The sequence below is a fragment of the Methanolobus halotolerans genome (genome assembly GCF_004745425.1).
Taxonomy (GTDB): Archaea; Halobacteriota; Methanosarcinia; order Methanosarcinales; family Methanosarcinaceae; genus Methanolobus; species Methanolobus halotolerans.
This window is the reverse complement of sequence record NZ_PGGK01000004.1, coordinates 42,883-67,230: the sequence shown is the minus strand read 5'-3', so window position 1 is coordinate 67,230 and position 24,348 is coordinate 42,883. Positions and strand designations below refer to the sequence as shown.

General features: G+C 45.3%; 25 protein-coding genes. 16 read left to right on the top strand and 9 right to left on the bottom strand.

Translation table 11 applies throughout. The features are described 5' to 3' along the window. Positions 1–5: 5 nt before the first annotated feature. Entirely contained in the window at positions 6–449 is a 444-nt protein-coding gene (locus CUN85_RS04900) for a PPC domain-containing DNA-binding protein (protein ID WP_135389218.1), read from the top strand. A gap of 4 nt (positions 450–453) precedes the next feature. On the opposite strand, the gene CUN85_RS04895 is transcribed toward CUN85_RS04900, so the two are convergent. Then, the gene (locus CUN85_RS04895; RefSeq protein ID WP_135389217.1) at positions 454–837 is read right to left on the bottom strand and encodes a transcriptional regulator; all 384 of its coding nucleotides are present in this window, start codon (positions 835–837) and stop codon (positions 454–456) included. A 143-nt stretch (positions 838–980) separates the two neighbouring features. Between CUN85_RS04895 and eno the strand changes: the two genes are divergently transcribed. Beyond that, positions 981–2,255, top strand: coding sequence for a phosphopyruvate hydratase (eno, locus tag CUN85_RS04890; protein ID WP_135389216.1), 1,275 nt, complete (start codon positions 981–983; stop codon positions 2,253–2,255). A 13-nt stretch (positions 2,256–2,268) separates the two neighbouring features. On the opposite strand, the gene larA is transcribed toward eno, so the two are convergent. After that, positions 2,269–3,528, bottom strand: a complete 1,260-nt coding sequence (gene larA / locus CUN85_RS04885) for a nickel-dependent lactate racemase (RefSeq protein ID WP_235856201.1) — start codon at positions 3,526–3,528, stop codon at positions 2,269–2,271. A gap of 260 nt (positions 3,529–3,788) precedes the next feature. On the opposite strand from larA, the gene CUN85_RS04880 reads away from it, so the two are divergent. From CUN85_RS04880 to CUN85_RS04870, 3 genes are all read left to right on the top strand, one after another. Continuing rightward, a complete protein-coding gene (locus CUN85_RS04880) occupies positions 3,789–4,415 on the top strand; it encodes a LysE family translocator (RefSeq protein ID WP_135389215.1) in 627 nt (208 codons plus the stop codon). 82 nt (positions 4,416–4,497) lie between these two features. Next, complete coding sequence (locus CUN85_RS04875; RefSeq protein WP_135389214.1) at positions 4,498–5,667, top strand: ABC transporter permease; 1,170 nt, start codon at positions 4,498–4,500, stop codon at positions 5,665–5,667. A gap of 365 nt (positions 5,668–6,032) precedes the next feature. Next, positions 6,033–6,458 (top strand): inorganic diphosphatase, encoded by a 426-nt coding sequence (locus tag CUN85_RS04870; RefSeq protein WP_135389213.1) that lies wholly within the window; start codon positions 6,033–6,035, stop codon positions 6,456–6,458. Between the two features lie 18 nt (positions 6,459–6,476). On the opposite strand, the gene CUN85_RS04865 is transcribed toward CUN85_RS04870, so the two are convergent. From CUN85_RS04865 to CUN85_RS04840, 6 genes are all read right to left on the bottom strand, one after another. Then, a complete protein-coding gene (locus tag CUN85_RS04865) occupies positions 6,477–7,637 on the bottom strand; it encodes an ABC transporter permease (protein WP_135389212.1) in 1,161 nt (386 codons plus the stop codon). 8 nt (positions 7,638–7,645) lie between these two features. Further along, a complete protein-coding gene (locus CUN85_RS04860; RefSeq protein ID WP_135389211.1) occupies positions 7,646–8,755 on the bottom strand; it encodes a hypothetical protein in 1,110 nt (369 codons plus the stop codon). Positions 8,756–8,848: 93 nt separating this feature from the next. Continuing rightward, on the bottom strand, positions 8,849–10,012 hold the full coding sequence (locus CUN85_RS04855) for an ABC transporter permease (protein WP_135389210.1): 1,164 nt from the start codon (positions 10,010–10,012) through the stop codon (positions 8,849–8,851). Next, a complete protein-coding gene (locus CUN85_RS04850; protein WP_135389209.1) occupies positions 9,999–10,685 on the bottom strand; it encodes an ABC transporter ATP-binding protein in 687 nt (228 codons plus the stop codon). The genes CUN85_RS04855 and CUN85_RS04850 overlap by 14 nt, the downstream gene beginning before the upstream one ends. A gap of 15 nt (positions 10,686–10,700) precedes the next feature. Then, positions 10,701–11,963, bottom strand: a complete 1,263-nt coding sequence (locus CUN85_RS04845) for a COG1361 S-layer family protein (protein WP_135389208.1) — start codon at positions 11,961–11,963, stop codon at positions 10,701–10,703. Continuing rightward, a complete protein-coding gene (locus CUN85_RS04840) occupies positions 11,960–12,595 on the bottom strand; it encodes a YIP1 family protein (RefSeq protein WP_235856200.1) in 636 nt (211 codons plus the stop codon). Before CUN85_RS04840 ends, CUN85_RS04845 begins: the two co-directional genes overlap by 4 nt. A gap of 210 nt (positions 12,596–12,805) precedes the next feature. On the opposite strand from CUN85_RS04840, the gene CUN85_RS04835 reads away from it, so the two are divergent. From CUN85_RS04835 to CUN85_RS04795, 9 genes are all read left to right on the top strand, one after another. Further along, positions 12,806–13,507 (top strand): ABC transporter ATP-binding protein, encoded by a 702-nt coding sequence (locus tag CUN85_RS04835; RefSeq protein ID WP_135389206.1) that lies wholly within the window; start codon positions 12,806–12,808, stop codon positions 13,505–13,507. A 10-nt stretch (positions 13,508–13,517) separates the two neighbouring features. Continuing rightward, on the top strand, positions 13,518–14,759 hold the full coding sequence (locus CUN85_RS04830; RefSeq protein WP_135389205.1) for a COG1361 S-layer family protein: 1,242 nt from the start codon (positions 13,518–13,520) through the stop codon (positions 14,757–14,759). Positions 14,760–14,771: 12 nt separating this feature from the next. After that, a complete protein-coding gene (locus CUN85_RS04825) occupies positions 14,772–15,986 on the top strand; it encodes an ABC transporter permease (RefSeq protein ID WP_135389204.1) in 1,215 nt (404 codons plus the stop codon). Between the two features lie 8 nt (positions 15,987–15,994). Further along, positions 15,995–17,209 carry an ABC transporter permease gene (locus CUN85_RS04820; protein WP_135389203.1) on the top strand — a complete coding sequence of 405 codons (1,215 nt, stop codon included), beginning with the start codon at positions 15,995–15,997 and terminating at the stop codon, positions 17,207–17,209. Positions 17,210–17,344: 135 nt separating this feature from the next. Beyond that, a complete protein-coding gene (locus CUN85_RS04815; RefSeq protein WP_135389202.1) occupies positions 17,345–18,055 on the top strand; it encodes an ABC transporter ATP-binding protein in 711 nt (236 codons plus the stop codon). 10 nt (positions 18,056–18,065) lie between these two features. Next, positions 18,066–19,301, top strand: a complete 1,236-nt coding sequence (locus CUN85_RS04810) for a COG1361 S-layer family protein (RefSeq protein WP_135389201.1) — start codon at positions 18,066–18,068, stop codon at positions 19,299–19,301. Positions 19,302–19,318: 17 nt separating this feature from the next. After that, positions 19,319–20,533 carry an ABC transporter permease gene (locus tag CUN85_RS04805; RefSeq protein WP_135389200.1) on the top strand — a complete coding sequence of 405 codons (1,215 nt, stop codon included), beginning with the start codon at positions 19,319–19,321 and terminating at the stop codon, positions 20,531–20,533. Positions 20,534–20,560: 27 nt separating this feature from the next. After that, positions 20,561–20,797 (top strand): PLDc N-terminal domain-containing protein, encoded by a 237-nt coding sequence (locus tag CUN85_RS04800; RefSeq protein ID WP_135389199.1) that lies wholly within the window; start codon positions 20,561–20,563, stop codon positions 20,795–20,797. Between the two features lie 95 nt (positions 20,798–20,892). Then, a complete protein-coding gene (locus CUN85_RS04795; RefSeq protein WP_167848793.1) occupies positions 20,893–21,546 on the top strand; it encodes a sensor domain-containing protein in 654 nt (217 codons plus the stop codon). A gap of 42 nt (positions 21,547–21,588) precedes the next feature. On the opposite strand, the gene CUN85_RS04790 is transcribed toward CUN85_RS04795, so the two are convergent. After that, positions 21,589–21,876 (bottom strand): MarR family transcriptional regulator, encoded by a 288-nt coding sequence (locus tag CUN85_RS04790; RefSeq protein WP_135389370.1) that lies wholly within the window; start codon positions 21,874–21,876, stop codon positions 21,589–21,591. Between the two features lie 152 nt (positions 21,877–22,028). On the opposite strand from CUN85_RS04790, the gene CUN85_RS04785 reads away from it, so the two are divergent. Then, complete coding sequence (locus CUN85_RS04785) at positions 22,029–22,541, top strand: response regulator transcription factor (RefSeq protein ID WP_135389197.1); 513 nt, start codon at positions 22,029–22,031, stop codon at positions 22,539–22,541. Between the two features lie 37 nt (positions 22,542–22,578). Further along, the gene (locus tag CUN85_RS04780; RefSeq protein WP_135389196.1) at positions 22,579–24,348 is read left to right on the top strand and encodes a sensor histidine kinase; all 1,770 of its coding nucleotides are present in this window, start codon (positions 22,579–22,581) and stop codon (positions 24,346–24,348) included.

The following is a 24,348-nucleotide window of genomic DNA, read 5'->3' as shown; positions in this document are numbered from 1 at the left end:
GATCTATGGAATATGCAAAAGGATCGATAGGAAGGGTCTTTTCCGTAAGGCTGGACCATGGGGATGACCTGCTTGATGAACTGGAGAATCTTGCAAAGATAGAAGATATAAGGTCCGCAGTCTTCGTGCTGCTGGGAGCTGTCAAAGAAGCGAACCTTGTTGTGGGTCCGAAGGAGGATACGGTTCCTCCTGAGACACAGTGGGTGAATCTGAATGATGTACATGAGATCATAGGTGTAGGTAATATCTTCTTCGAGGAGGATAACCCAAAGATACATCTCCACTCCGCAGCAGGGAGGGGCACGGCTCCTGTAGTAGGATGTCTGCGTGGCAAAAGTGAGATATTCATGGTCGTCGAGGTCTTCATCCTGGAAATAACAGGAATTTCCGCCATCAGGTCGTTTGATGAGGGCAGAGGATTCGCGCCGATCATCTTCGGTAAAATTTAGATATTCAACTGCCGGAGCTCAATTCTTTCAATTGTTCCAGGGCTTCCTCGATCTCCCTGTTCTTTTTGAGCACTTCGTTTTCAAATATCTCTACAATGTGGTCAAAAGTTACTATAAGTTTGTAGTATTTCAAAGGCCTGCCTTTATCATTGTTCTTTTTCTCATTGCGTTCCTCGATCCATTTCCTGTCCCTGAGCGGACGCATGGCAATGCTTACCTCTGGCTGTCGGAGGCCCGATGCTCTTTCGATACCCTGTGACGTCAATTCATTTCCGCAGACCAGACATGCTATACATATGGATTCTGTCCTGGGTACATTCAGTCCCTGCAGTAATTCTATGATCTCGTATCCTTTTCCGTCTAACAAGTTAAATTCTGCATCTTTCATTCAATTATTATAATACTTTTACGTTTATATAATTTGTGTTATTATAAATACCGTTTATTCTCCATGTACTGCATTTACATATGAACGGTAACAATATATACGGTAATTGCAAAGTAGGTGTATAAGTTTAAAGGTGGATCAGGATGGCGTATATCAACGAAGATAGTAACTATAGAATTCAAAAGATTCGTGCAAGAGAGATACTGGATTCAAGAGGAAATCCGACTGTAGAAGTGGATATTCATACCCCATCCGGTTTCGGCAGGGCAAGTGTTCCTTCCGGTGCATCCACCGGGAGCAATGAAGCGCTTGAGCTGCGTGACAAGGAGGATCGTTACGGTGGAAAAGGCGTACTTGATGCGGTTGATAATATAACCACTACCATCGAGAGCGAATTACTGGGCATGGATGCCAGGAATCAGCGTGAGATCGATGGTCTGATGCTCGCCCTTGACGGGACTGAAAATAAGATGGAGCTTGGTGCCAATGCAATACTCGGAGTTTCGATGGCTGTGGCAAAAGCTGCAGCCGATTCCCTGAACATGCCACTATACAGGTACCTTGGTGGAGTTAACTCATATACGCTACCAGTTCCGACAATGAACCTGCTCAACGGTGGTAAGCATGCAGGTAACGACCTGTCGATCCAGGAGTTCATGATACAGCCAAAAGGTGCCGATTCATTCAGTGAGGCCCTGCGTATGGGTGCCGAGACCTACCATGCACTTGGCAAGGTACTGGAATCCAAATACGGGGCATCAGCTACGAATGTAGGCTACGAAGGCGGTTACGCACCTCCACTTGAGATGACCCATGATGCCCTCGATTCACTTATCAAAGCGATCGAAGAGGCAGGGTACACCGAATCTGAGATCACCCTTGGTCTTGATGCCGCAGCATCGGAATTCTTCGACGGACAGAACTATTCCATAGACGGAAAGATGCTCCAGCCTGGCGAACTTGTCGATTACTACCTTGACCTTATTGAGACCTATCCCATAGTTCTCATTGAGGATCCGTTCCATGAGGAATCCTTTGAGGACTTTGCAGCCCTGACAGCAGAGGCATGGGAAACTATCATCGTAGGTGACGATCTCTTTGTGACCAACGTTGCACGTCTTGCAAAGGGTATAGAGATGTGTGCAGGCAATGCTCTCCTTCTCAAGGTCAATCAGATCGGCTCCGTTTCCGAAGCTCTGGATGCAGCACACATGGCAATGCGTAATGGTTATAGTGTGGTTGTCAGCCATCGTTCGGCAGAGACCGAAGATACTACCATTGCTGATATATCCGTAGCTATCGCCGCTGATCTTATAAAGACAGGAGCACCGGCAAGAAGTGAAAGAACTGCAAAGTACAACCAGCTTCTCAGGATCGAGGAAGATCTCGGAGAAGTTGCACGTTACATGCAGCTCTGATCTTTTTTTCTTTTTACTTCAAAAGCGGAACTGTCAGGCTACCCTGCGGTAGGATGACTGCGTAGGGGTCCTTATTCTGGCTCTTGATCTTTTCAACAGCCCTGTCAAAGGTTTTTTGGATATCCTTGCTTGGTTGCAGCTTAGCCATTCTCAGGGTGTCGTTATGAAGGTCTGAGACCGCCCACATCTCGGCATAGACGCCGATCTGTGCCATCTTGGCAGCCTTATGGTATCCCAGCTTGTATCCTTCATCTATCCTGCACATCACATCCTCACAAGTATTCGCAGAACAGAGCAGGTTCAGGAACGTACCATCACCCACTCCATCCCTGCATTTGGACACCAGTATAATGATTCCCCCCTCTTCCAGTGCCAGCTTGCCATTCTCAAGGGCTTTCTGGGACTGGTACAGGTCGATATCCATGGGATAAGGGGCTGCAGTGAGGACAATATTGCCTTTCCTGTTGCATTTTGCACCGAATACCTCGTTTGCTTTCTCAACTGCGATATCGAATGACTTGAAAATATCGCCTGCAACCATGGCATAAAGGCCGTGGTCTGCTGTCAGGACGGTTTGTATGGAATAGATGTTCAGGTGCTTCAGTAATTTCATGGCATCATCCATGTCCTCTGCAACAGGATTACCCTTGATTGCAAGGGGCTGCGCAGCGTCTGATAATGCATGCTTGTGGTTCATCTCGATCGTCCTATAGGACGCCACACCCGGCAGGAATGCCTTTCGTCCTCCTGTATATCCTGCAAAATAGTGAGGCTCCACACTTCCGATCACGATGATGTTCATGCTCTCATTAACCATCCTGTTGAGGTAGATCTTTGTGCCATTGCCGGAAACTCCCAGGAATTCCATGTCCTCATCCCTGCGTGCATCATGCACGAATATCCTGTCCCTGAACTCATCATAGATTTCCCCGAAAATATATCCGAACTCATCTTCGGTCGGGCCACGGTGGGCACCTGTAGCGACCAGGAATCTTACATCATCATGGCTCCTGAGGATGTCACGTAACTTAAGGAGTACCTTTGCAGTGGGTGTGGGTCTTGTGGCATCGTTCACAAGTATGAGTATCCTTTCACTGCTTCTGGCGAAATCCTCCAGCGATCCCATTCCAATAGGATTGTTCAGGGCTTCATCAATGATATTCGATCCGGTTTTTACCTCTACGAAATTTGGTGCAACGACCTCATGGGGTATTTCCACTTCAAGATCAACAAATTGTTTTCCATAAGGTATCTGTATTTTGATAGGAATCACTCCTGATTAAGGAAGAATAGTTGCAGTTATCTGAGATCTCCTGTACTGTTATCTTGGCCCTCAGGAATAGATATATTCTATTGATTATGGCCGGTTTTGATCTCAATGTTATTATGTTAATGATCAATTTGCATAAAGGGGAGGTTTATTTATATTATTTTTGTGCTACAATACATGAATCTGTCAGTAATGGTCCAAACAGAGTATGATAACATAAATCTTATCTGGAATAGACCGAATTCAGAAGTCAGGATAAGTCTATGATAGAACTTACACAACTGGTATATTTCATTGCTGCCTCCGTTGCCCTTACATTGTTACCTGGACCGGACATTATCTTTGTAGTTACACTGAGCATATCCCGTGGTAAAAAGGCCGGAATGGCAACGGCATCAGGTTTGTGCACGGGGCTGCTGTTCCATACTACTGCTGCAGCACTGGGTGTCTCTGCAATTCTTTACAATTCCGCTCTGGCTTTTACTATTCTGAAATATGCAGGTGCCATATATTTGCTCTATCTTGCTTTTAAGGCTCTGAAGGAGGGTGAACGGCTGATTTCTTCCGGTACTGTAGGGGAAAGTGATCTCACAACTCTGTACAGACGGGGGATATTCATGAACCTGCTTAATCCTAAAGTTTCCCTTTTCTTCCTTGCTTTCCTGCCTCAGTTCGTGAATCTGGATGCCGGCAGCGTTCCTTCGCAGATGGTATTCCTGGGCATCATTTTCCTTGTTCAGGCTCTGGTAGTGTTCGCTTTTGTATCCGTGTTTGCAGGATACATTGGCATAAAGATCATGGAACGGCCGGGGGTTGGCAGGTATGTCAATCGTGCAAAAGCAGGTATATTCTCTGTTATAGGTCTGGAGCTTGCTCTCTCCGGCAGATGAGATACTGGCTTGTTTTGCGCACATACAAAACATATTATAAGTGGTCACGCCAACTAACATTAACAGATTCAGGGACATATGGATGTACGAACTGCAAATTGCCCTCAGGCACATCAGTGCGCGTAAAAGACTTACCTTTTTTGCTATTTTTGCTGTAGCTCTGGCCATAGGGGTAATTGTCGTCCTGATGTCCATGATGTCAGGGTTCACGGAAGAACTGGTAACAACGACGGTGGAGAATTCTCCTCACATAGTTGTAAGTCCCATGGAAGATGATCAGGAATACATTCACTTCTATAACCATTTTTCCGAACAGCTGCGTAATAAAGAAGGTGTTCTGGCAGTGTCTCCTGTTTTTTCGGGGCAGGTTGCCTTACAGTATAAAGACAATGCAGAAGGTGTGGATCTCTTCGGTATTGACCCTGAAGCGGAGAATGCTGTTGTCAACATTGAAGATGACATTGTGTCCGGGAGATTGTTTGAACTATCACGAACAAACAATGGTATTGTGCTCGGTGATAATCTCGCTGAAGACCTCGATGTTGTTGTAGGGGACAGTGTGGATGCGGTTATCCCGACAGCCGGATCCAGATCATTCAGGGTAGTGGGAATATTCAATAGTGGTACACCTGCTGATGAGAACACTGCCTATGCACGTTTTGATACTGTCCGGGATCTTTTTGGTGAGAGCGGGGTCGCAAGCAGGATAAATGTGCGTGTACAGGACCCATATCAGGCAGAAATGATTGCGCAGTCTGTAGAGTCAGAGACCGGTCTTGATGCTGTGAGCTGGATCGAGGCTAACAGTGAGATACTTGAACTGCTCAATACCCAGCAGGTGTTCGTGTGGATATTCTATGGACTAATATATATGATCGCAGGTTTTGGTGTTGCGAATACTCTTATTACTGTTGTGATGGACAAGAAAAAAGAGATTGGAATGCTAATGGCCATGGGAACTTCAAAGAAGCACATAACCGCGATCTTCCTGCTGGAATCACTGATACTGGGGACCATAGGTGTTTTGGTGGGATGTGTTCTGGGATATGCAGGCATAATCCTGCTTTCATCCTATGAGATCGACCTGCCAAGCGAGATGTATTTCGGACTGACAACTCTGCCACTCAAGGTGGATCTGGCTAACTTTGTCTATGCGATCGTATTCTCATTCCTGATCAATATTATTGCAGCTGTCTATCCGGCAAGGCGTGCCGCCAGGCTCGACCCGGTTGAAGCCATCGAGAGCGAATGATATTTTCGGATCTGTAGAAATCCTCGATATTTGGTCAGTGATTTAAGTATAGAATAATTTGAAATGTATTGCACAATAGTGTGTGCTAATTATCTATTTTAGTCCATTGGTGTTGATTTTGATAGGTTTTCTACAGAGCCATATTTTCTAATGCTTTTAAAGGGCTTTCACCCGGGTATTTTGTTCGTATAAAGGCGAAAGGTATATATCCGATAGAGTCGTTTGTGCAATTGCGAACGGGTTTTCTTGTACCTCTCCACACAAACCAATGTCACCAACCTGTGCATTCAACCCTTCTTTCCCGTTCGCACCTCCTATGCAATTACCATACTGGTTTTTTGTATTAGTTTTACCAATATGATCACATGAGAATTGTGATTGAGACTCCCAAATACAGTTTTCTGAAATACCGCAAAGTAGGATCACAATTCAAAACAGAGTTCTTCTCTCCGATACCTACGCTTTTTAATTATGGCTTTGTTGATGGGAGTTTAAGTGAAGACGGTATGGAAATCGATGTTGTGGTCATAGGTCCGCGCATGCGTAAAGATACAGTTATCGAGAGGTTTCACTTTGATGGCATCGTGAGGTTTGTCGATGATTCTGTGCAGGACAACAAGTATATTGTCTATATTGAAGGCCACTTTCCTGTCATTCTTTTTTCTTTTTATTTCCGCCTGTATGCATTGTTCAAATTCTTTTTGTACCTTTTATTCAAAAGGAAAATATCAAAGTGTAGATTTGAAGGCATTGAATTTCCGGCATCAAACTATGTTCAAGATCCTGAATGATATTATGATCTGAGTTCTTCACTTTGCAGATATCGCAGTTACAGGGTCAAAACTTGCCGCATGTCGGGCAGGGTATATGCCTGCGATGAGGTTCAGCAGGAAAACGACAACGATTATGGTAATCACATCGAGAGGCCTTACCAGGACCGGTATGGAAGTTATCTCTCCGAAAGTCCCCTCGGGAAGCGGATAGCTGCCTACGGAAAGTGCTATGACCGTTCCCGCAAGGGCTCCCACTACAGCGCCTGCAAGTCCCAGTATGCCGCTTTCCATCAAAAAGATCATTCCTATACTGGACCTTTTGGCACCCATTGCCATGAGGATACCGATCTCTTTGATCTTACTCATAACAACCATGTTGAGTGTACTGACCACTCCGAATGATGCTATAAGCAGGATAAATCCCAGTGTGATATTGTTGGATGTCCTTTCTATAGCGATTGTCCTCAGTATCTCAGGGTTGTTCTCGGTCCAGCCGCTTGCCTCATATCCCTCATTCTGTATAATAGATGCCACCTGTCTGTCATTATTGAAATCCTCGAGTCTCAGGGATATGCCATTGATAACGTTGGCAGTGTCAAAGAAACGTTGTGCAGTTTCAAGGGATGTGTATGTCAGGCTTTCATCCTCTGGAGTACCGGTATCAAATATGGCTATAACTTCCAGGGACAGCGGATTGGCATTGGGGAAAGATACTCTTACTGTGTCCCCGAGTTCAATCTCCAGGTCATCGGCAAGATCATCTCCGATCATGATTGTATTACTGGAATAGGCAAGTTCTTCAAAGCTACCCGTGACCACCTCCTGTCGGACATGGGCAACCGCATCTTCATCGGAGGGAATAACACCTTTGAGCGCCGCATTTCTGGTGTTGTCCCTGAATTCGAAGGAAGCTTCACCTATCAGGTAAGGGGATGATGCCACTACACTTTCGATGTTATTGGTCTTCGTGACAATATTCTGATACAGGTGGATGTAATCCTCTCCTTCCTGAGGTGACACCACCACGTGGGGAAGATTGGATACAGTCTTGTCATACAGCTCTCCGGTGAAACCTGCCATAAAAGCCTGTGAGACCAGAAGTATCATGACCGCTATCCCTATAGCTGCAACTGAGAGTATGGTCTGCCGTTTTCGTGCTTTTATATGGCGGATCGCGATGAACAGTTCGTAGCGCATCGGTATACCTATCGCTTGCTATTCAACCTTATTATAAGAACGGCTGAAATAAGTATGATAATAGAGTGGGTCCCTGGGAATCCGGGGGTTGCATTGGACGAATCATCTGTATCAGTGCTTGTATTTGTCACATTCCGGGGAGCTTCTGCTTCAATGATGGTTTCTCTGACGGCAAGTATGTCTCCATCGTTGCCGATCACTTCTATGATCAATCTGTATACTCCTTTGTTGAGCCTCTGTTCCCAGATATTTTCCACGGTCTCGTCATCACCGCTGAGAAGTACCGGTGATTTCCTGGTAACAGTCTCAACAATATTTCCATTGCCATCGTTTTCCAGGACCGTGAACCTGACGGCACCGCTGAAGGGTACCTGAGACCTTCCTTCTATTGTCGCACTTGCACCTATCGCATCCTTGTAGGTATCACTGATAAAGACATCATCTTTTGCTGTAAATCCCTGCATAACAGTAATTGTATCGGAGGGTTTGTACATTCTGACCTTTACCCGCCCTTTGTACTGTTTGTCATTTTCCAGAAGAGTATCCCACTGTTCGCGCAGTTCCAGTGGCATTGTGCTCAAGGCAATTCTTTCCTGGTCGTTGGTGTATATCACGTCGGAACCGTCCACCAGCATATAGGTGATATCAACTATGACTGGCTGCACAGGAGTTAACATAAGGCTGGACCCCTGTGAGTTGGCTATTATATCGTTGACTTTTATTCTGGGTATGACCGGCCTGCCATGTACGAATGAGTAGTTACCTGCATACAACAGACAATCGTCTTTGAGTATACGGACATCTGCCTGATACCTGCCGTCATCCTTACTGTCCGTCTCCCACTCGAAGACCTTGATGATATCAGAACCGGGAACCACTCTCCTGATCTCGAGGGTCCTTTGATCAAGTATCTCATCTTCATGCTCCAGCAACAGTTCAATTTCCAGTCCTTCCATCTCAGTTGCGGAATACACCGTCAGATCGCCGCTCTCGATATCGGAATAGAATTCAGTGACAGTTATTCCTGTATCTTCCGGGCAGTCTGCTGCCAGTGAGTTGCCGGTGAGAGCAAGCATTAGTGAAAAGAGTATCAGGAAGGCAAATTTGATCTTAAGCATTTTGAGGCTCCCATAAGTTGAATCAAATTTATTCAGTGATAGTATTTATATCAATCCATATGCCGGAAAACAAACTTATCTCCGGCATCCTGTTCACTCATATCTGAGCGCATCCAGGGGTCTCATCCGGGAAGCCTTCCAGGCAGGATACATGCCACCTAGCAGGCTTGTAGCAATCCCGAAGAACACTCCTTCCAGAATATAGATAATATTGGAGAACTTCAGCAGGTAGGCAGCATCATCCATTATGAATGAGATGATCATATAGCTGCCTCCCAGTGTCAGCAAACCACCTATGAGGCTTGCTGCAACACCCAGGAAGAGTGCTTCCAGCAGGAACATCGTGAGTATATCTCTACGGGATGCGCCTACCGCTTTCATCACTCCTATTTCTCTGGTACGTTCCATGGTGGACATGAGCATTACATTAAGTATACTTACACCTGCTACCAGCAGGGATATCGAGCCGATGCCTATCAGGAAGAGGGAGATCGCATCAAAAACACCGTCGATACTTTCGGTAATGAGATTGGTGGCAAAGATTGTGATAAGTTCATCTTTCTTATTAATCCTGTTTTCGATGTCCTTCTGGACAGTTTCCAGCTCATTTATATCTTTGACTGTTATTATTGCCGAATCATAACCCTTTTCGTCATCCGGGTAGAGTTTCCCATACATTTCCGGGGATGTGAATATACCACTGTCCGTATCGATGTCAAAGCCAAGTCCTCTCTCTTTAAGGATGCCGACTACCCTCAGCTTTGAATCGCCTATTACTATTTTACTGCCTACGGTAATATCCAGTTTATCAGCTATACCTGAACCGAGGACACAATCCGTGGAGCCCGATTTGAAATACCGCCCCTGCTCCAGTTCTGCCAGTTCCTCAAGTCCGTCCTTTTCAATGTCATAGACCGAACCAAAGGTCTCCTCATTCTTGTATTCAACTCTTTCTCCATGGGAATTGAGTGGGATTATCTTGTCAATACCGGCTACTTTTCTGATCTGGTCGATCTGCCTTTCGGTTATCGAGCCCTCTCCCGGTGCGGGATATACCATGAGCTTGTCACCGATATCCGCAAATGAATCCGTAACAGATAATTTCATTGTGTTACCCAGGATCCCCATGGAAGATATTGCTATAACGCCTATGATTATGCCTATGGCGGCAAGTATAGTTCGGATGGATTGCCTTTTTAAGTTCCTTTTGGCAAGTTCGGCATACATATTATTTTTCAGAGGATTAGCAAGTTTCACTGCATATCACCCCGTCCTGCAGTCTGATCGTGGTATTGGAGAATTCTTCCAGCCTGGGGTCGTGCGTTACCACGATGACGGTTGTGCCTGCAATGTTGAGTTCCTGCAAAAGTTCCATTACGCTGTGCCCTGTCTTTGAGTCGAGGTTGCCTGTAGGTTCATCGGCAAGCAGTATGGGCGGGTTATTTGCCAGTGCCCGGGCAATTGCAACCCTCTGCTGCTGGCCTCCTGAAAGCTCATTGGGTTTATGCTGCTCATAATCCGCCGGAAGCTGCGCTCTTCTGAAAAGCTCCAGCGCCTTCTTCCTGCGCATCTTGGGTGATGTGCCATTGAAGATCATGGGCATTTCTACATTTTCAAGGGCTGTCAGTGTCTGGATAAGGTTGAACTGCTGGAATATAAAACCGATGTTATTCCTTCTGATCAATGTCAGTCCGTTATCATCAAGTCTGGAGATATCTGTTCCGTTGATCATGACCTTTCCGCCTGTGGGCAGGTCAAGGCAGCCTATCATGTTGAGAAGTGTACTCTTTCCTGAACCTGAGGAGCCCATTATCGTGACAAAATCACCTTTTTCTATAGAGATATCCACTTTGTCCAGGGCATATATTCTGTTCTTCCCAAGGGTGTAGATCTTTGTCACGTCTCTGAGTTCTACGATAGGTTTTGGCATGTCAGCACCGACAATTTATTCAATGTAAGGTTCAACATCTTCTTCCTGCACGCCGTCTTCCTGTTGTTTACGTTTTTTCCATGAATACGTTATCAGTGCGACAATTGCGATTGCAAATACTCCGGCAACTGCTCCCGGGGCAACCGGGCTTTTGTTATCTGAATTGCTGCTGACAAAGCCTGAGCTATCTATTTCGATGTTCTCTACAATAGAAATATAGTCATTGTCCGGATCCCTGAACTCTATAAGAACGGGTATGCTGGAAATATTGCCGGATAACATCTGTGCGGAAAGTTCGAAACTGCTGAAGTCATCAGCTTCAAGCGTGCCTATGAAGTATTTTGCATAAGGCTGAACAGGTTTTATAAATTCAGACCCTCGGACAGATACGATAACATTCTTTGCGTCAGTGGTCCCGAAATTGTTTAGGTCGCCTGAGAATGTGTATGTGTTACCTGTTCTTTCAGTCTCAAGGGATGTGAGTATTAGGGAGTGCTGGTCTATAATCCTCACATCTCTAGTCGTTTCCCCTGCATTGTGAAAATTATCTCCGTTGAAATAGGACACTGCAAAGGATACGTTACTTCTTTCTAGGTCACACTGCATGGTATTCAGGGTAAAGGTTGCAGTTGATCTGTTGCCTGCCGGGATTGCACCGATGAAGAATTCAGATGGTGTGAATATCATTCCTTCCCCTGCCGGACTCACAATGACACTGGTTACATCGTTAGGCCTCCGGTTAATAACCTCAACCCCTACGGAAGATACCTCGTTCATCAGGGTGGATGGAAGGCTGGACACTATCAGTTTCAGGTCTCTGTCATCGACCTTCACAGGGATCCGGTAATTGAGGTCGTACATGTTACTCCCGCCGACAAGTTGCAGGTTCAGAAAATGTGTCCCAATGGAAGCACTATCTTTGGCCTTTACATTGAAAGACAGTTTAATTGTGTCCTGCGGCCCAAGCAAACCTATGTTATGGTAGCCATTGTCCAGTATTTCAAAATCATTGTTCCCGCCTATGGTTGCACTGGCAATGTATGCATTCATGCTCAGTGTTTCATCATCCTCTGTGATATATACACCGCCACTGGCCATGTTCTGCAGGACCACTGTAATTGTGCCAGTGTCACCGGGCATGAAGGCTTCCGGCTCGGTCTCATAGTTGAGTGTAACCGTTGGCCGTACTTCGCTGGTGGCGGCAAGGGTAAAAGAGGAACATGCAGCCAGGATCATACAGGCTGCGATGATTGTTCTTAAGATTGTTTTCAAGTTCATACACCAAATATTCTCAATTGGTATAAATTATAAAGAACATACAACAAGATAGGTATTCCCACGGTGATGGCCGCATCCTTTACCGAAAGGTTACGGGAATGAACGATTGCAAATATCCATATGTTGGCACTCCACAGTAAGAACAGTATCCCGATGATTCCTGCAATCTGCAAGGAAGGGTCTGATAACAGTGCTTCCTGAAGAACCTGCGGGTCTGCCGACCAATCAATATTGGAATATATTCTGCTGGTGTAGTATGTGCTTATTGCAGAGCTTATTATGGAAGGTATAAATCCGTAGGATACGAATTCAAGTACTCTTTTGAAACTCCCTTCTCCGTTAAATACCATGGATATCAGGTAGAAAATCCCACTATAAATCACCCACATGATGAAGGTCATAATAAAGGCTGCAATTGCTCCGAAAGCTGCCCCGATTCCGGCGAAAGCAGAGGCTTCCGGAGGTAAGGCTTCAATGACACTCTGTGATATTATAAAAGCACTGATCGCTCCAACGATTGCTAAAATAGTGACTATTATTAGCGGCGTTTTGAATTCTATATCTTCTTCACTCTTTCTTTTGAAAAACCCATTTGGGTCCGTAAGTACTTCCAGCATTCTTAACACATCCATTATCAGGTATAATATTTACATATTCAACCTTGTCGATTTATAGACGGAACTTTTCATCACTAATATATTTATAGTTTTGCATCTTGCTAATAATTTGAGCCGGATATAAATCAAATAAAGTATTTATAGTTTCAAACATTTCTTATTTTATCACAACAATAGCAAGTATAAGAGTGGCTTTAGTCTGCATCCGTTGGTCGGGGGTAAAATATGGATGAAGTGAATAACAGCTTTGAAAAGAACAAGCACGTGATCGAACTTATTAACATGTGTAAAAGCTATCAGGTAGGTGAGATGGAAGTTCCTATCCTTAAAAGCATAGATCTTTCCGTGAAGAAGGGCGAATTCGTCGCCATCATGGGTCCTTCCGGCTCAGGAAAGAGTACTCTGATGAACATGATAGGCTGTCTTGACAGGCCCACCTGTGGTCAGGTCATTGTGATGGGAAAGGATATCAATAGGCTTTCAGAGGTTGAACTTGCACGGCTGCGTGGATTTGAGATCGGTTTTGTGTTCCAGACCTTTAACCTGGTTCCGAGACTGAGTGCTCTCCAGAATGTTGAATTGCCGACATATGCCAATAAAAAGGAAGGTATTGGCAGTGCAAGGGCAAAGGAACTTATTGATCTGGTAGGCTTGCAGGACCGTGCCGGTTACAAGCCTACGGAATTATCGGGGGGGCAGCAGCAGAGGGTTGCAATTGCCAGGGCTTTGATAAACGACCCTTCTCTCATCCTTGCCGATGAGCCAACAGGAAATCTGGATTCAAAGACCGGCAATGAGATCATGAATATTTTTACAGATCTCCACAATAGAGGAAGGACTATAATAATGATCACTCATGACCCTGAGCTCACCGGGTATGCTGACCGGGTGGTCCATCTCAAAGACGGGGTTATCAGTGCAACATGAGGAGGGAAATATGCTGAATTTATCAAACCCCGGAATGATCAGGAAGTACGTTATCCATTTTGTGAGCATTCTTCTTTTAATGAGTATGCCAGCTATAGCTACAGAAGGGGCAGACCTGCAGGTAACGATACTACGTTATGAGCCCATACCTGCCGAGATCGGGGAATATGTAACGGTATGGGTCAAGCTCGAAAATCTCGGTTATGCAAGGGCTGACGATGTTAAAGTTCGTATGGTGCCTGACTATCCTTTTTCCCTCGACTCTCCCGCAAATGAAATAAAAAGCATAGGTATACTTACACCTGATAATGCAGCTGTTAGGGAGTATCGTCTTTTTGTGGACAACGATGCCATAGAAGGGATAGAGACCATAGAGGTGTGGTACCAGGAGGATACAGATAACACCTGGTACAAGAAAGAGTTCGACATCAGAGTAGGTTCCACGACCTTTGACAGCAGAGGCAATGTGCAGCTTCAGGGTAGTCCTGTTATAGAACCCGAGGTCTTTATGCCCGGAGACCGTGGAACCATGAGGATCACACTTGTAAACATGGCTACTACAAATTCAGTAACAGTCGATGAGGGGGAATATGATACAAATGCACGCGTGCAGTCCGCATCGCTTGAGGGGACCGATGGGATAGAAGTGACAACAGATACCTATTACGGTAACGGGGTAATAGGTCCGGGTGAATCTCTCAACCTTACATATAATATAGTGGTCGGTGATGAGGTGGAGGATGGTACATACTATCTGCAACTCTCGACTGTGGGAAGTTCCCATGTATATAATAACAACTGGCGGATACCTGTCAGGGTGGACTCATCTGCGATCAGGGTGATCCCTTCGACACCACTGAGAATAGAGGATGGTGAAGGGACCCTTGAGTTCGATGTGGCCAATATCCATCCCAATATGCTTTCATCGGTAAGTATACAGCTTGAGGCGGAAGGTTTTGATTTTTCCCCGGCCGAATACTTCGTAGGGACGATGGATCCGGACGAGCTCTTCACAATAGAATTCGATGTAAGTGCTGCAAATGCTACAGATGATTTTTCTACGGAATTTTTTATAAGCGCCGATTACAGGAATGGTCCGAATGACCATTCCAGCGTTGTAAGTGTCCGTGAATTAAGGCATGTCGCGGCTGAAGAGGGCAGCCGGACAAGTATTGTTATCGGTGTCATATTAGTTATTGCGATAGCAGTTGCGGGATACATGATGTATCGCCGCAGGAAGGAAAAAGAATAAGGTGCTGGCTTAATGCTGAGTCTGAAGCAGTCTCTGAGGATATCTCTGGGAAGTATCGGCAGTTCTAAGCTGAGGTCATCCCTCACTACACTGGGCATCGTTATCGGGGTGGCTGCAGTGATTGCTAACGTTTCTCTCGGTGCGAGTTTCAGTGAGTTCTTCAATGATGAGATTGGGGCAGTCGGTTCTAATTTTATAGTCATTACCAGTCAGAGTACGGATGTTCTCTTCGAGAACCAGCTTGAGCTTATCAGAAACACTCCCGGGGTCGCCGGTGTATCTCCGATAAACCAGCAAATGGCGCAGGTAAGGTATTTTTCCACTTCGCGGCAGATAGATATCCAGGGGGTCAATGCGGATTATGCTGAAGTTGCAAATTTCAGGATGGACTCAGGTACTTTCCTCGATGACAACGACCAGTATATGGCAGTACTTGGTGCGGAAGTTGCCTACGAGAAGTTCGACAGGAAGATATCCGTAAATAATCCCATCGATATCACCTTCAGGCGTGAGGATGGGGGTGTTGTTACCCGGAAGTTCACAGTCAAAGGTATAGTGCAGGATCCAAACACGACATTTGCCCAGACAGGCGTCGAACCGGAGATACGCATATTCATTCCTATCAACATAATGAATGAGATTCTTGGAGTTGATTACTACGGAGGTTTTTTTGTAAAAGCTGAAAGCTTTGAAGCTATTGGCCCGACAGGCGATGAGATCGACAAGCGGCTGGCACGCAGTCTGGGAGTACCTGCAAGGGATCTTGAAAACGATGATGCGAAACCCTACGTTCTTTTTGATCAGCTTGAGATACTCGAACAGACTAACCAGCTTTCGGCTGCATTGACAGCCCTGCTGACATCGGTAGCACTCATCTCATTGCTGGTAGGTTCCATTGGAATCATGAACATAATGCTGGTCACTGTTGCAGAAAGGACCCGGGAGATAGGCCTTCTCAAAGCTCTGGGTTACACAAAGAATGATATCCTTGCACTTTTTATCATCGAATCGATGGTGGTAGGTCTAATAGGCGGGATACTCGGAACAGCAGCAGGTATCGTGGCAGCACTTGTTGTCAATGATTATCTGGAACTGCCGAATATCTTTCCCGCAGGTCAGATAGTTCTCGGATTTACAGTTGCTGTTATTGTAGGTCTGGTTGCGGGTGTCTATCCTGCCAACAAGGCAGCGAACATGAATCCGGTAGATGCTTTGAGAAAGGAATAAGGTATTGTATGATAGATATCAGGCAGGCAATGAGGATTGCGATCGGGAGTATCAGGAGTGCAAAACTGCGCTCGGCCCTGACAACGCTGGGCATAATAATAGGCGTGGCTGCAGTTGTTGCGAATGTTTCGCTGGGTGCAAGCTTTAACCAGTACTTCAACGATGAGCTGGGTTCTCTTGGTTCTAATTTTATAATAATCTACAGCCAGGATGTCAATATCTTCTATGATGCTCAACTGGAGGTAATAAGAAACACACCTGGTGTGGTAGGAGCATCTGCCTTCAACCAGCAAACAGCAGCGGTAACCTATCTTTCGACTACACGGCAGATCGATGTCCAGGGGGTGGGGGAGGATACCCGGGACATATCCAACCTTGTTGTGGAAGAAGGTAATTTCCTGACAGATAAGGACAAATATGTAGCAGTTCTTGGAAATGAGGTTGCTGAGGAGAAATTCGATAAAAGGGTTTCCATAAAGAATTATATTGACATCACCTTACGCAGGCACGATGGCAGTACAGTTACACGTAAGTTCAGGGTCAAGGGAATACTGGAGGGTGGGGACAACACCTTCGTACAGGGTGGTCCTGACAGGGATGTAAGCATCTATATCCCTATAGATACGATGAACGAACTTCTCGGAGTGGAGGATTACAGTGGTTTTTCTGCCAAGACCGCAACAGCCGAATCCGTTCGGGAGGTTTCCGGGGAAGTGGACAGAAGACTTGCCAGAAACCTTGGAGTATCTGCACGTGATATGGATAATGAGGATGCAAAACCATACCGCATTTTCAACCAGGCGGATATCCTCGAGCAACTGGATATACTTTCGAACTCACTTACAATACTTATCACTGTAATCGCACTGGTCGCCCTGCTGGTAGGTTCGATCGGTATTATGAACATCATGCTTGTAACCGTAACCGAAAGGACAAAAGAGATCGGACTGTTCAAAGCGCTGGGCTTTACCAGGTCGGATGTCCTGACTCTCTTTATGCTGGAATCCGTAATTGTAGGTGTAATAGGGGGTATTGTTGGGACCCTGCTTGGTATGCTTGGCTCTTTCGTGGTCGAAACATATCTTGATATTCCCCGGGTATTTCCTCCGTACCTCATACTTCTGGGTTTTACCATATCTTTTATCGTAGGGCTTGTGGCAGGCGTGTATCCTGCCAGCAGGGCTTCCAGACTTAATCCGGTGGAAGCTCTGAGGCATGAATGATGTGTTCTGTGTTCTGTCTTTTTTTGGCGAACCTGTCGATTTATAGAAACCCTTAAGTATCTTGGGTTAATAGTCTAACCCGTCGAAAAATAGTCTGGTTTTGACTTCCAGATGTAAGGTACTAGAGGTATATTTATGGTTGGCAACAGTTCGAATAGTTACGTTTCAGATGTGTTGGATGTCATTGCGATCCATGGCCTGAAGAAGAGTTATAATCTCGGGGATATGGAAGTTCCCATTCTTCATGGAATTGACCTCAATGTCAAAAAGGGTGAATTCATTGCGATCATGGGTCCTTCCGGTTCAGGCAAGAGTACGCTGATGAACATGATAGGCTGTCTTGACAGGCCTACAAGTGGCAGTGTCCGGTTGATGGGAAAGGATACCAGCACCATATCTGACAATGAACTAGCAGAACTTCGTGGTTTTGAGATCGGTTTTGTTTTCCAGAATTTCAATCTGATATCCCGTTTGAGTGCCTATGAGAATGTTCTCTTTCCTACATATTCCAATTCAAAGAATAGTATGAATATACCTCAAAGAGCAAAGGACCTGCTGGGGCTCATAGGCCTTGATGACCGGCTGCACCACAAGCCAACCGAATTATCCGGGGGCCAGCGACAGAGGGTTGCAATAGCAAGGTCATTGATAAACGACCCCTCTCTCATCCTTGCCGACGAGCCTACCGGTAATCTTGATTCAAAGGCAAGTGAAGATATAATGAACATCTTCTCCGATCTTCACAAAAAAGGAAGGACCATTATTATGATCACTCACGATCCTGAGATGGAAAAGTACGTGGACAGAGTGGTCCTGATAAAAGACGGGAGAATTGACAATAATTGAGGCGGTTGAAATGGTTAAGATTAATTATACTATTCGAAAAGCCCTGGGCTCACTTATCTTCCTGGGGATGATATTTGCATTGTTAACGCCGGTATCCGCTAGCTCCGGTGCGACTCTGAAAGTAGATGTGCTGGACTACGACCCATATCCCGCCGAGATCGGCAAGTATGTGGACGTCCGGGTCAAAGTAGAGAACATAGGTTATGGGCGTGCAGATGCCGTTTCCCTTAAGATCGAACCGGAGTATCCGTTGTCTCTTGATTCGGAGGGGAATGCTGTTAGGTCTATTGGCATACTGGCTCCCGAAAAAGCAGTTGTGCACGAGTACCGGCTTTTCGTGGATGAGGATGCGAGAGTCGGGACCGGCAGCATAGATGTACTATATAAGGCAGATGACGGGGACGCATGGTTCAAGAAGACCGTAGACCTGAGGGTCGGCTCGAACACTTTCGATAGCAAAGGTACTATCCAGCTCGGCGAGATATCCAGTGATCCTGCTGTTCTCATGCCCGGTGACAGGGGTACTGTGACTCTCTCTCTCATGAATACCGCTGCAACCAGCACTGTTACGATCGACGGAAAGGAGTATGATACCAATGCGCGGGTCCAGTCAGCATCTCTCAGAGGAACTGACGGTATAAGTGTCACAAGTGATAATTATGAAGGCTCCGGTATCATCGGTTCGGGTGATTCTCTCTTTCTTAACTATAATATCGTAGTGGACGAGAATGTTGAAGATGGTACATACTATCTTGATCTCTCCATGGTCGGTAACTCCCACGCATACAATAGTAACTGGAGAATACCTGTAAGGGTCGATTCGTCACCTGTTAAGGTCATCCCGTCTAAACCGCTGACAATCACCAATGGTGAAGGTGTGTTCGAATTCGATGTAGCTAACAGTCATCCCAACACTCTTAATTCCGTGAGTGTGAGATTAATATCAGAGGATCTCGAGTTCTCTCCAGAGGAGTACTATATAGGTTCCATGGGGCCGGATGAGCTTTTCACGATCCAGATCAAAGCCAGGGGCACCAGCAGTGACTCATCTATCCCTATGTATATACAGATTGATTACCGAAATGGAATAAACAGCCACAGTAACCAGGAAGACATGCGTGAAGTTAACATGGTGCAGGAAGATAATGGTAACACCGGTACCCTTGCAGTGGCAGCTATCGGTATAGTTCTGTTTTTGGGACTTCCTGCTGTGGTACTCCACAGGCGTAAGAAGCAGAATAAGTAAATGACGGAGTTTACTCTATGCTGAGCCTGAAACAGTCAATAAAGATAGCCATTGGGAGCATCGGAAGCGCAAAAATGCGCTCGGCCCTGACAACACTCGGGATAGTGATAGGTATTGCTGCGGTCATAGCTAATGTCTCCCTTGGGGCGAGTTTTAGTCAGTACTTCACTGAAGAGATAGGTTCAGTGGGAAATAACTTCATAATAATCGAGGGCAAGACCTCGAATCTTCTTCATGATAACGAGCTGGAACTTGTGAAGACCACTCCCGGAATAACGGGTGTCTCTCCCATGAGCCAGCAGGTGGCCGAGGTAAAATACCTTTCCACGACCCGGCAGATATCAGTACAAGGTGTTTCAGCGGACTATGGGGAAGTGGCTAATATTCCTATGGAATCGGGCAGTTTCCTCAATGACAAGGATAAGTATGTGGCTGTACTGGGTAGTGATGTTGCATATGAGAAATTCGGCAGGCCGGTGTCTGAGAAGAACACCATTGAGATGACCTTTGTAAAGGCCAATGGCGAAACCGTGACACAGAATTTTAAGGTCAAGGGAATAATAGCCAGCCCTGAGACATCACTTATCCAGAGCGGTATAGAATCCGATGTCAGGATATTCATCCCGGTTTCCACTATGAATGAGATAATGGGGGAGGATTACTACTGGGGTTTTTTTGCATCTGCAGAGAGCATGGAATCTATTTCCGAGGTAACTGATGAAGTGGACCGCAGGCTTGCCAGGAATCTTGGAGTACCTTACAGGGATATCGGCAACGCGGATGCAAAGCCATATTCCCTTTTCAACCAGGAAGAAATACTGGAGCAGGTCGATCAGTTATCAGCGGCTATCGGATCACTTCTGACAGCTGTTGCGCTGATATCTTTGATAGTCGGCTCGATCGGTATCATGAATATCATGCTGGTGACAGTCACTGAGAGGACTAACGAGATCGGTATCATGAAATCTCTTGGATATAAGAACCATGAAGTGCTCTCGCTGTTTATTGTAGAGTCTATGATGGTGGGCCTTATTGGTGGTATCTTTGGCACTGTGCTCGGAGTTGTTGGTGCTTACATTGTGGTCGGTGTCATGGGTATGCCCCATGTGTTCCCGCTGGGTATGATCTTCATCGGAGTGGCAGTCTCTATTGTTGTAGGGCTGCTTGCGGGTGCATATCCTGCAAACAAGGCTGCGAAGATGAACCCGGTGGATGCATTAAGACATGAATAAAATGTATGAATGAATTAAGGAGGCAATATGTTAGATGCATTATTTATCGGAATTCCATTTTTGATGGTCTTTCTATTTTTCGGGGTAGGCATAATCGGGACCGTTTTCTGGGTATGGATGCTTATAGATTGTGCGATGAAGGAACCGTCCGAGGGCAACGATAAACTGATCTGGGTCATCATCATTCTGTTCACCCATCTTCTTGGAGCTTTGCTTTATTTCCTTGTTAGAAGGCCAAAAAGAATTCAGGAGTACGGGCGATAAAAGATCGGTCAGCTCTGCTTATGCTTGCGGGGTGGCCGATCAATTTAATATTTGTCTACAGAACATCGGTCATATTAGTATACAGGGACAATATAATGTTTGACAAAAAAAGTGCAATAGTTAACTTTGTGAATGTTGCTTTCAGGAAGCAGACCTATCTGAACATTCTGTATCTCCTGTTCACATTTCCACTTGGGACTGCTTATTTTGTATTCCTGGTAACCGGCCTGTCACTGGGATTCAGTCTGGTGGCCATATGGGTGGGATTTCCTATACTAATACTGATCTTTCTTGCCTGGTGGGAAATAGCATCCTTTGAACGCCAGCTTGCAATATGGCTTCTGGGTGTAGATATATCTCCAATGTCCCACGGCCCGGATCCTGATTCTGATCTTCTTGGCAAAGGCATCAATAGACTTAAGAACCCTGTAACCTGGAAATCACTGCTTTACCTGTTCCTGAAGTTTCCCACAGGGATCATGTCGCTTATCGTTACGGTGATCCTTATATCACTGTCAATGAGCATGGTCCTGTCTCCTCTGCTGTATCGTTTCCATACGATATCCCTTGGTACGTTCCAGGCAGATTCCTTAGGTGGGTCTCTGGTAATCGCTGTTCTTGGTATACCTGTGGGACTTATATCTTTGCATTTGATGAACCTCCTTGCAAGAATAGCCGGTCATCTTGCAGTACTGATGCTTGGAAATTCACAGAACAAGGATGCGGAAGTATCAGAAAAAGAAGTATGATCGTTAACTGTAATACCGGGATCGGCTATGTGGTGGTCTGTATTATTGATCTTTAGCCATTCTGTTGAGCCTGTTATAAAATTCCAGTATCAATTGTGTTCTTTCATCCTCAAGGTTGAGCCGGAATGTGCGTATTTGTTTCCCAAGGGGTTTTTCGATAACGATACCGCATTTTATAAGAGGAGAGATGACTCTTGCCACACTGGAATGTGAAAGGCCTGTTTCCTCTGCGATCCCCGAAAGATATGTTGACTCGTTCCGGTGCAGGATCAGGTTTTTCAGAACGGTCATCTGGGCGGTTTTTCCAAAAATCTCTTCCAGCGCATCCATTTGCATCTTATCTAAGATATTCGGTTATGGATTATAAGGCTTTCTTTTATTCGGACAGTCTGTCTTATGGAAGTACAAGCTCTTTGATTTTTGGAAAGGTTTTAATAGCATAATCAAGGTATTATTTATTGATAGTCCAGGTAGTATTAATCATGGATGCGGAAAACATTGACCCCCGGATTCTTGCGCTAATGGAAAAGAATCCTGAAATAACTACTGCTGAAATTGCCAGCTCACTTGCTCTGGATGAGGTCCTGATCAGGCAAAGGATAGAAGTTCTTGCCGATACCCGTGAGAAACTCCTTATAGTCGATGAGGAAATAGATGCCCTGACCGCACTGAAGGTAGCACTCGAGGCAGAAGGATATAATGTAATAGTCGCTCTGGATGGTTTTGAAGGTATCGAAAAGGCCCGGACTGAGAATCCCGACATAATCCTTCTTGATATAATGATGCCGGGGATGGACGGATTTGAAGTCTGCAAGCGTTTGAAATCTGATCCTTCCAGTGAGCATATACCTGTTATCATGTTAACTGCGAAAGGTGAAACTGCTGATAAGGTAGAGGGACTTGAACTTGGTGCGGATGACTATGTAACCAAACCTTTCAATCTGAAGGAGTTAAAAGCCCGTATAAAGACCGTGCTCAGAAGACGTAATTTCTGAATGTTTCATTTTTTCAATAACTATCATTTCCTGTCCTATGCCGGATAAAAAGAATAGATGGAACCTTATAATCTTTGCAGTGATAGTGCTGCTTCTGGTCGGATCTATATTTTTCTTATGGATGAGGGCCAATGATGAAGTAAGGTCTATTGTAGAGGACCAATATCAGAACCAGCAACTGATACTTACGCAGTATGTCTCTTCTTCCCTCGAGGAATTGCTTAATGAAAGGGTATTGCTCCTGGAGGTGATGGCCAGGAACGAACAGGGCGTTCCAGAAGATCTTTTCATTTCGGATTTCGAGAATATATACAAGGCGGCTGAGATATATCACGTACTGGAATTCATTGACGCCAATGGTACCGTTGTATCGGGATATCCATCGGAGAATGTGCCTCTGGGTTATAACCTTCACGAGAACGATAATGAATGGGCCTTTGAGAACGTAAGGAAGACGGGCGAGGTTTACATATCCGAACCTGCAATGACACAGGAGGGTATTTTTGGATCATTTGTATGGGTTCCTGTGTTTGAGGAAGGTGAATTCAAGGGCACGATATTCGGCATTGTTTCGGACGAGGATATAATTCGCCAGTTCGAAACAACTTCTAACAGTTCAAACTCTGTCTATCTTCTTAACAGTAGAGGGGAGATAATATACGATCAGTCAGGCATGTATGAGAAAGGCACAGTTTATCTTGACTATATAAAAGGCTATGAGGTTGAACGTCTGGATATCGTGAGGTCCCAGATGAATGGTCTGGAAGGCAACGGTAAATATCCGGATACGGTTTCAAACGGTCGCAGTCAGGATATTCTGGTCTCATATTCTCCGGTAACATGGTATAATAAGAACTGGTCCCTGGGTCTTTCAAGCCCGGGTAACACAGTTGATAAGATCATTGTTTCTGTCTATGTGAAGTTGTTTACGGTTGCCGGGCTTTCGGTGCTTTTCATACTGTTTTTAAGCTCGCAGGTCTATTTCATACTGCTTAACTGGAACAGAAGCCTTGAAAAAGAGGTGAAGAAAAAGACTCACGAACTTCAGCGGTCCAACGACTCCCTGATATCTGCAAATCTGAAACTCAGGGAACTGGACAGATTGAAAACAGAATTTCTGTCCATGGTTTCCCATGAGTTGAAAACTCCCCTTACGGCAATGAAGACTTCCAGCGAGTTCCTGCTTGAAGGAAAATGCAATCAGGATACAAGAACACAGATTCTTGCCCTTATAAACAGGAATGTTGACAGACAGGCCAGGATGGTTGACGACCTCCTTGATATATCCCGGATCGAATCCAACAGGATGAAGTTCGAGATGGAGAGTGTTGACCTTCGTGAAGTTCTGGACCATTCCATTGAGAACGTTCACAAGCTTTCTGAGGATAAAGGCATCGGGATTGAAGTGGATATGCCTGAAGAGGTATCGGGTGTCTATGCTGATAAGGACAAGCTTGTCCAGGTGTTTGTCAATCTGTTAAACAATTCTCTTAAATTCACTCAAGAGGGTGGGAAGATCACTGTATCGGCACAGGAGAAAGCCAAGGATGTAGAGGTATGTGTCATGGATGACGGGATTGGCATCGATCCTGAGTATCTGGAACATATATTCGATAAATTCTACCAGATCGACAGTACGTCCACGCGCAAAGTAGGCGGATGTGGGCTCGGACTTGCTATCACCAGAGGTATAGTCGAGGGTATGGGTGGTTCCATTAGAGCGGTAAGTGAACCTGGTAATGGTAGCACTTTTATCTTCACACTGGGGAAAGTGTCAGATAATCGGGAAAATAATGATTTTCATTAA